The sequence below is a fragment of the Streptomyces sp. NPDC059371 genome, from assembly GCF_042751995.1.
Lineage (GTDB): Bacteria > Actinomycetota > Actinomycetes > Streptomycetales > Streptomycetaceae > Streptomyces.
This window is the reverse complement of sequence record NZ_JBHYXD010000027.1, coordinates 92556-101153: the sequence shown is the minus strand read 5'-3', so window position 1 is coordinate 101153 and position 8598 is coordinate 92556. Positions and strand designations below refer to the sequence as shown.

The 8598-nt window shown below is 70.9% G+C and carries 7 protein-coding genes; 5 read left to right on the top strand and 2 right to left on the bottom strand.

The window, feature by feature from the left end; genetic code table 11:
* Positions 1–157: 157 nt before the first annotated feature.
* Entirely contained in the window at positions 158–565 is a 408-nt protein-coding gene (locus tag ACFXGX_RS18090; RefSeq protein ID WP_384791666.1) for a hypothetical protein, read from the bottom strand.
* Positions 566–1020: 455 nt separating this feature from the next.
* Positions 1021–2325, bottom strand: a complete 1305-nt coding sequence (locus ACFXGX_RS18085) for an RNA-guided endonuclease InsQ/TnpB family protein (protein WP_384791663.1) — start codon at positions 2323–2325, stop codon at positions 1021–1023.
* Positions 2326–2480: 155 nt separating this feature from the next.
* On the opposite strand from ACFXGX_RS18085, the gene ACFXGX_RS18080 reads away from it, so the two are divergent.
* The 5 genes from ACFXGX_RS18080 to ACFXGX_RS18060 all read left to right on the top strand — a co-directional run bounded on the left by ACFXGX_RS18080 (position 2481) and on the right by ACFXGX_RS18060 (position 8506).
* The gene (locus tag ACFXGX_RS18080; protein ID WP_384791660.1) at positions 2481–4058 is read left to right on the top strand and encodes an acyl-CoA carboxylase subunit beta; all 1578 of its coding nucleotides are present in this window, start codon (positions 2481–2483) and stop codon (positions 4056–4058) included.
* Between the two features lie 520 nt (positions 4059–4578).
* Positions 4579–6210 (top strand): citramalate synthase, encoded by a 1632-nt coding sequence (cimA, locus tag ACFXGX_RS18075; RefSeq protein ID WP_384791657.1) that lies wholly within the window; start codon positions 4579–4581, stop codon positions 6208–6210.
* A gap of 205 nt (positions 6211–6415) precedes the next feature.
* Positions 6416–6934 (top strand): hypothetical protein, encoded by a 519-nt coding sequence (locus tag ACFXGX_RS18070; RefSeq protein ID WP_384791654.1) that lies wholly within the window; start codon positions 6416–6418, stop codon positions 6932–6934.
* Between the two features lie 111 nt (positions 6935–7045).
* Entirely contained in the window at positions 7046–7888 is an 843-nt protein-coding gene (locus tag ACFXGX_RS18065; protein WP_384791652.1) for a DUF4097 domain-containing protein, read from the top strand.
* 90 nt (positions 7889–7978) lie between these two features.
* Positions 7979–8506: an STM3941 family protein gene (locus tag ACFXGX_RS18060; protein ID WP_384791649.1), complete on the top strand. Its 528-nt coding sequence runs from the start codon at positions 7979–7981 to the stop codon at positions 8504–8506.
* Positions 8507–8598 lie beyond the last annotated feature (92 nt).

Below are 8598 nucleotides of genomic sequence, written 5' to 3'. Positions count from 1 at the left end.
TGCGGCCCGGCGGTCCCCCCGGCGCGGACCCGGGGGTCCCCCCCGCCACGACGGCAGGCTCCGCCGGAGGGTTCTCCGGCGGAGCCAGGGCGTGCGGCGAAAGGAGCGGTTCCGAAGCGGTTCCGAAGGCGTACCGGTACCGGCGCCGGCCGGTGTGTCAGGCGGCGTCGAGGGCTGCGGTGATCTTGCCGGCGGTCGCGGTGAGGGTGGGGCCGGGCTCGCCCTTGGAGGTACGGGCGGACGCCTCGACGGCGACGAGGACGGTGCTGCGGAAGTTGTCGGCCTCCTCGGGGGCCTGCTTCTTCAGAAGCTGCATGGCGGCGGTCAGAGCGGGCAGGACACGGTCGGCGATCTCGGCCGCGGACTTGCCGCTCATGTCCCCGACCGAGGACTTCTCCGCCAGCACATGGCCGACCAGGCCGGTGCCGGTGGTCAGGGCGATGCTGCCCTGGGTGGCCACCTTGTGCGGGGAGTCGGCGCCGGCGGCCGCGGCCATCAGCGTCACGGCCCCGTAGGCGGCGGTGCGCAGGGTGAGCTTGTCCTGGTCGTTGAGGGTGATCGACATGGTGGGGGGCTCCTTCGTGTCGTACGCCGTGCCCGGCGTCGCTCCGATTGCGTGGCCCCACTGTGGCACACCTATGGTGTCATGGCGAGCCATTAGTGGCGCCAATATGCGCCACGAGGTGACCTGTGCTCGTAAAGCCACAGCTCGGACGGCATGACCCCAGGCGCCAAAGCGGCCGAATCTCGACGACGCCACCGCCAGAACCGACGCTCCGCCGCCACCGGCAACCTCGACCGCGCCGACCGCCGCCGCCTCCCTTCGGCGGCGGACAGGCGGGAGGCCCACCGGCGCCCTCGGGGGATTGTGGGGACGTCGGCGGGCCCTTCGGCGCTCCAAGAAGGCTCTTGACCGTCCGCATCGGAGCTCACAAACCCCGAGCGTCGCACGCCGCACTCGAGCGCCGCCGGAGCGCCCGGTGCGTCCACAGCGATCGTCGTCCGGCGCTCCAACCGGCTTCAAGTGCCCCGGCGGAAGCTGGCCGTTGGCCCATCGGACGGATGGCTGATCACGACGGCCGGAAAGGGGAACCTTGACTTCCTCCCTCTCCTGAAGGAGGGGGATTCCTGCGGCTCGCGCCGTGGGGGTTTCTGCTTCATCGCCGACTGCCCGCCCGGAGTGCTCCGTTGAGGTCTTACACCGGCTCCACAGACAGACGCCGTCAGCCCGACGGCCAGGATGTTCTTCGCCGCGTTCACGTCCCGGTCATGGGTCGTCCCACAGTGGCACGTCCAGGTTCGGATGTGCAGCGGCATCTTGTCCTGCTGGCTGCCGCAGGCGGAGCAGAGCTTGGAGGAAGGAAAGAAGCGGTCGACCACGACCACTTCCCGCCCGTACCAGGCCGCTTTGTACTCCAGCATGCTCCGGAACTCGCTCCATGCCGCGTCACTGATGGCACGGGCCAGTTTCCGATTCTTGACCATATTGCGGACGCTGAGGTCCTCGATCACGATCGTTTGATTCTCACGAACGAGTCGAGTGGTGAGCTTGTGCAGGCAATCGCGCCTGCGGTCGGCGATGCGGGCGTGAATCCTGGCGACCTTCCGGCGGGCCTTGGCCCGGTTCGCGCCCTCGCCCTTGGCCTTGCGGGCGAGCTGTCGCTGGACCCGGGCGAGCCGGGCCCGGTCACGCCGTTCGTGCCGCGGGTTGGTGATCTTCTCTCCGGTGGAGAGGACCACCAGGTGATCCAGTCCGACGTCGATGCCGACGGCCGCATCCGTGGCCGGCAGCGGCCCAAGGGAGGGGTTTTGGCAGAGCAGGGACACGAACCAGCGGCCGGCCGGGTCCTGCGACACCGTCACCGTGGACGGCGACACACCGACCGGGAGCGCACGGGACCACACGATGTCGAGCGGCTCCGCCATTTTGGCCAGAGTCAGCCTGCCGTCCCGGAACCGGAACGCGCTGGTCGTGTACTCCGCCGACCTCCGCGACTTCTTCCTCGACTTGAAGCGAGGATATCTGGCCCGCTTGCCGTGGAAGTTGGTGAACGCCGCCTGGAGGTGCCGCAGAGCCTGTTGGAGCGGCACCGAGGAGACGTCGTTGAGGTAGGCCAGTTCCTCGGTCTTCTTCCAGGCCGTCAGCATCGCCGACGTCTGGTTGTAGTTCACCCGCTCCCGCCGCGTCCACGCATCCGTGCGCACCGCGAGAGCCAGGTTGTAGACCTTGCGCACGCAGCCGAACGTGCGCCACAACTCGGCAGCCTGCGCATCGGTCGGATAGAAGCGGTACTTGAAGGCCCGCTTCACATGGACGGCCCGCACGTCTCAAACATTACGCCTCAACTCGTCGCCGCCTGAGGGCAATGGGAGATGGACGCCTGGCTCGCCCAGGAGGCGAACCGGCTTTCCCCACCCTGCTCCGCAGAGGTTTCGTCTTCTCCCCGACTCAAGGACGTGGCGTCAACGAAAGGATTCCGATGACCGCCCTGGACGACACACCGGTCGGGCAGCGGCGCGGCACGGTCGCCGAACTCGCCGCCGTACGCGCCGAGATGCGCCGAGGACCCAGCGACAAGGCCACCGAGGCGCAGCACGCCAAGGGCAAGCTCACCGCCCGCGAACGGCTCCGACTCCTCTTCGACGACGGCCGGTTCACCGAGGTCGAAGGGCTGCGCAGACACCGGGCGAGCGGCTTCGGCCTGGAGGACAAGCGCCCCTGGACCGACGGCGTCGTCACCGCCTGGGGCCGCGTCTTCGGCCGGGTCGTCTTCGCCTACGCCCACGACTTCCGCATCTTCGGGGGCTCCCTCGGCGAGGCCCACGCCGAGAAGATCCACAAGATCATGGACATGGCCGCCACGGCCGGGGCCCCGATCGTGGGCCTGTGCGACGGCGCCGGAGCACGCATCCAGGAAGGCGTGACCGCGCTCGCCGGCTACGGCGGCATCTTCCAGCGCAACGTCCGCAACTCCGGGGTCATCCCGCAGATCAGCGTGATGATGGGCCCCTGCGCGGGCGGCGCGGCCTACTCCCCGGCCCTGACCGACTTCGTGTTCATGGTGCGCGGCACCTCACAGATGTTCATCACCGGCCCCGACGTCGTGCAGGCCGTCACCGGAGAGAGGATCAGCCACGACGAACTCGGCGGCGCCGACGCCCACACCACCCTGTCCGGAGTCGCCCACTTCGCCTACGACGACGAGGAGAGCTGCCTCGCCGACGTCCGCTACCTGCTGTCCTTCCTCCCGGCCGACAACCGTGAACAGCCGCCGTCCGAGCCCGCCGCCGACCGGCCCGACCGACTCACCCCGGCCCTGCTCGACCTGGTGCCCTCCGACGGGAAACGCGCCTACGACATGCGCGAGGTCATCGAGGAGATCGTCGACACCGGCGACTTCTTCGAGGTGCACGAGGCGTGGGCGCCCAACGTCGTGTGCGCCCTGGCCCGGCTGGACGGCCATGTCGTCGGCATCGTCGCCAACCAGCCCGCCGCCCTCGCCGGAGTCCTCGACATCAAGGGCAGCGAGAAGGCGGCCCGCTTCGTGCAGACGTGCGACTCCTTCAACATCCCGCTCGTGACACTGGTCGACGTGCCCGGCTTCCTGCCCGGCGTCGGCCAGGAACACGGCGGCATCATCCGGCACGGCGCGAAACTCCTCTACGCCTACTGCAACGCGACCGTCCCCCGTATCCAGCTCGTCCTGCGCAAGGCCTACGGCGGCGCCTACATCGTCATGGACTCCCGCTCCATCGGCTCGGACCTGTCACTGGCGTGGCCCGGCAACGAGATCGCGGTGATGGGCGCCGAGGGTGCCGCGGGCGTCGTCTTCCGGCGCGAGATCGCGGCCGCCGCCGATCCCGACTCCGCCCGCAGACAGCACATCAAGGAGTACCGGGAACAGCTCATGCACCCCTACTACGCCGCCGAACGCGGCCTGGTGGACGACGTCATCGACCCCGCCGAGACCCGCGTCAGACTCATCGACGCCCTCGCCGTACTGCGCACCAAATACGTGCCCCAGCCCTCCCGTAAACACGGCAACCAGCCGCAATGACACCCCGGCCGGCCCGGCCGGTCACCCTCGGCCCGGTCCGGCCCGTCACCCTTCCCCCTGCGCCGGGAGGCACCCGCGCCCCGGCACCCGCCCGCCGGGCCCGCGCCCCGCGCGAGGGCGGAGCCCCCGCCGAAGCCCCCGGCGCAGCAGCCGCAGCCGACGCCGGGAGCAGCGCCGCACCAGCTCGGCGATCGGTACACAGCCCCCGGCGGCGTCCTCGCCCGCGACGGACGCGACAACGGACTCCGGGGCGGGCGGACGAGAGGACATGACTCTCCAGACGGTTGCCGTCCACCGCCTCAAGGACGGGCGGGACCACGGATGTTGGGGGAGTCACGATGGACGGCCGCGAACGAGAAGCGCTCGAAGAGCGCCAGAGAACCCTTGACCCCGGCGCGCACCGCCCTCCCACGCCGCCCCTGTGCCCATCCTCGACCGGGAAGCGAGCGCGAGGGGGCATAGATGGACGGTGCAGCCGGTCATCCCGGTGGACCGAGATCCCGAACAGGAGATGGTCGGCATGAGTATCAGCGTGAGCGAACGCACCGGGAACGTCACCGGCGAACTCGGCGATCTCTTCCACGTCTTCGACACGACGCTGCGCGACGGCGCGCAGCGCGAGGGCATCAACCTCACCGTAGCGGACAAGCTGGCCATCGCGCGGCACCTGGACGACTTCGGGGTGGGCTTCATCGAGGGCGGCTGGCCCGGCGCCAACCCCCGCGACACCGAGTTCTTCGCCCGCGCGCAGAGCGAACTCGACCTCAAACACGCCCAGCTCGTCGCCTTCGGTGCCACCCGCCGGGCCGGCGCCAGGGCGAGCGAGGACCTCCAGGTCAAGGCACTCCTGGACTCGGGTGCCCCGGTGATCACGCTGGTGGCCAAGGCGCACGACCGGCATGTGGAGCTGGCGCTGCGCACCACGCTGGAGGAGAACCTGGAGATGGTCCGCGACACCGTCTCCCATCTCGTCGCGCAGGGCCGCCGGGTGTTCGTGGACTGCGAGCACTTCTTCGACGGCTACCGCGCCAACCCCGCCTACGCGAAGTCCGTGGTGCGGGCCGCCCGTGAGGCGGGCGCCTCCGTGGTGGTGCTGTGCGACACCAACGGCGGCATGCTCCCCGCCCAGGTCCAGGCGATCGTACAGACGGTCCTGGCGGACACCGGTGCCCGTCTCGGCATCCACGCCCAGGACGACACCGGCTGCGCGGTCGCCAACACCCTGGCCGCCGTCGACGCGGGCGCCACCCACGTGCAGTGCACCGCGAACGGCTACGGCGAGCGGGTCGGTAACTCCAACCTCTTCCCCGTGGTCGCGGCCCTGGAGCTCAAGTACGGCAAGAAGGTGCTCCCCGAGGGCGCGCTGCGGGAGATGACGCGGATCTCGCACGCGATCGCCGAGGTCGTCAACCTGACCCCCTCCACCCACCAGCCCTACGTCGGTGTCTCCGCCTTCGCGCACAAGGCCGGCCTGCACGCCTCCGCGATCAAGGTCGACCCCGACCTCTACCAGCACATCGACCCCGAGCAGGTCGGCAACACCATGCGGATGCTCGTCTCCGACATGGCCGGCCGCGCCTCCATCGAACTCAAGGGCAAGGAACTCGGCATCGACCTCGGCGGCGACCGCGAACTGGTCGGCCGCGTCGTCGAACGCGTCAAGGAACGCGAACTCGAGGGCTATACGTACGAGGCCGCCGACGCCTCCTTCGAACTCCTGCTCCGCGCCGAGGTCGAGGGCAGGCCGCTGCGCTACTTCCGGGTCGAGTCCTGGCGGGCCATCCTGGAGGACCGCCCCGACGGCAGCCACGTCAACGAGGTCACGGTGAAGCTGTGGGCCAAGGGCGAGCGCATCGTCGCCGCCGCCGAGGGCAACGGCCCGGTCAACGCCCTGGACCGCGCCCTGCGCGTGGGCCTGGAGCAGATCTACCCGCAGCTCGCCCGCCTCGGAGTGGTCGACTACAAGGGCCGCATCCTGGAGGCCCGGCACGGCACGGAGTCCACGACCCGCGTCCTGATCTCCACGTCCGACGGCACGGGGGAGTGGTCCACGGTCGGTGTCGCGGACAACGTCATCGCCGCGTCCTGGCAGGCACTGGAGGACGCGTACACGTACGGCCTGCTCCGGGCCGGGGTCGAACCCGTCGACTGACGCCCGGGTCCGGCGGGGCGGCGCCCGAACTTCCGCCCACCGCAGGTGACTTGACGCGCGATGACCGACCGTTCCGCGCATGGCGCCACGATGCCCCGGATGGCCCTTCACGTTCCCACAGTTGGAGGGCCCGCAGGAGGGGTGCACCCCTCCCCGGCGGGCCCGCCGCTTGTGTATGGCGCCACAGTGATGCGATTATGGCACCATGGATCTCACGCCGTATGTCGACACTCTCCGCCGGGAACTCGCGGTGGCCGCCGAGGCCGGCGGCAAGGAAGCGGGCGAGCTGGCCGAGCGGCTGACCGCCCCGCTGGAGTCGGCGACCCGGCTGGTCATGCTCAACGTCCTCTCCGCCGCGATGGACGAGATCACCCGTGAACTCGCGCCCGGCTCGGTCGACGTACGGCTGCGCGGCCTGGACCCCGCCTTCGTGGTGACACTGCCCCCCGCCGACAACGGGCCCCTCGCGGAACCGGCCGAGCCCGCCGAGCCCTTCAGGGCCCCGGCCCCGGCCGACGGCGACGAGGGCGGCACCGCCCGCGTCAACCTGCGGCTGCCCGCCCACCTCAAGGCACGCGCCGAGGAGGCGGCGGGCCGCGAGGGACTGTCGGTCAACGCCTGGCTGGTACGCGCGGTGTCGGCCGCGGTCGACGGCGGCACCCGGACCCGCGCCCCCGAGCGCGCCCAGGCCGTCGGACAGAGCTTCACCGGCTGGGTGCGCTGACCACATCCGGGCGTCCGCCCGTACCGCTTCGCTCACACCACGTCCCACCACCAGGGACACCCTGAAGACCTGAAGACCTGAAGACCTGAAGACCCGGAGGACGGGGCAGCCATGCCTACTTTCGACACCCCCGACGCGATCGAGGTCACGGCACGCGTGGATGCCGGCTCCATCCAGTTCACCGCCTCCGAGCGCACCGACACCGTCGTCGAGGTGCGCCCCCGCGACCCGGGCAAGAGCGCCGACGCGCGGACGGCCGAGCAGACCGAGGTCGGATACTCCGGCGGCGCCCTGACGATCCGGACGCCCCGGTCCACCCTGTTCGGCCGCACCGGCACCGTCGACGTGACGGTCGAACTGCCCACGGGCTCGCACCTCGACGTGAGCGGGGCCTGGACCCAGGTCCTCGGCGAGGGCCGGCTCGGCGAGGTCCGCGTGAAGACCTCCTCCGGCGACACCCGCCTCGCCACGACCGGCCCGCTGCACCTGACCGCCTCGCACGGCTCGATCACCGTCGAGCGGGTCGAGGGCAAGGCCGAGATCACCACCAGCACCGGCAGCCTGCGCGTCGGCCTGATCGACGGCCCCGCCGTCCTGAAGAACTCCCACGGCAGCACGACCGTCGACGGCGCGACCGGCGAGCTGCGGGTGAGCAACGCCAACGGCGACATCGGGATCCGGCGCGCCGCCGACTCGGTGACCGCCACCACCGCCCACGGCACCATCCGCGTGGACGAAGTGGCCCGCGGCACGGTCCAGTTGGAGACCGCCTACGGCGCCATCGAGATCGGCGTCCGCGAGGGCACGGCCGCCTGGCTCGACATCGGCGCGGGCTCCGGCCAGGTACGCAACACCCTCACCGCCTCTGAGACCCCGGAACAGACCGAGGACACCGTCACGATCCGCGCCCGCACCCGCCACGGCAACATCTACGTCAGCCGCGCCCGCGCCTGAGCAGGGCCCTCGCACGAGCCCGGCCTGTGCACCGGACGATCCGCGAGAAGGCTTCCGCCGGCACGGGCTCCGGTCCTATCGTCTGAGCCTGTGATCAATAACGGCGTTCCCCTGCCCCCGACGGTCTACCCGCTCGCCAAGGGCCGCGTGTGGGCCATGCTGGCCGGCTCTCTGGTCTTCGTCGCCGCGGGCATCGCCTTCCTGGTCGTCCACAGCACCGTGAAGATGACGGTGGCGGGAGCGCTGGCCGTGCCCTTCTTCGGGTTCTGCGCGGTGCTCATCGGCCGGCGACTGCTCCGCGGCCGGCCGGAGTTGGTGCTGGACGACGCGGGAGTGGACCACGTGAGCCTGGGCCGGTTCGGCTGGGACGAGATAGCCGCCGTGCGGATACGCGAGCAGCGGGTACGCAACACCTCGCAGCGGTTCATCGAGCTGGTGCTGCACGACCCGGACGCCTATCTGGCCCGGGCACCCCGGCTCGTCCGCAGCACCGCGTCCATGAACGCGCGACTCGGCTTCGGTCCGGCCAACATGGCCACCAACACCTTGCCGGTGCCGCCCGAGGCGGTCCTGGACGCGATGCGGCACCACCGCCCCGGACTCGCGGTACAGCACTAGGTCGGACACGGCCTGGCGTGCCCGTCGGGGGGGGGGCGGCGGGCGCGGCGGGGGGGCCCCCCCCCGCGGGCCGGGGAGTTCGGACACCAGGT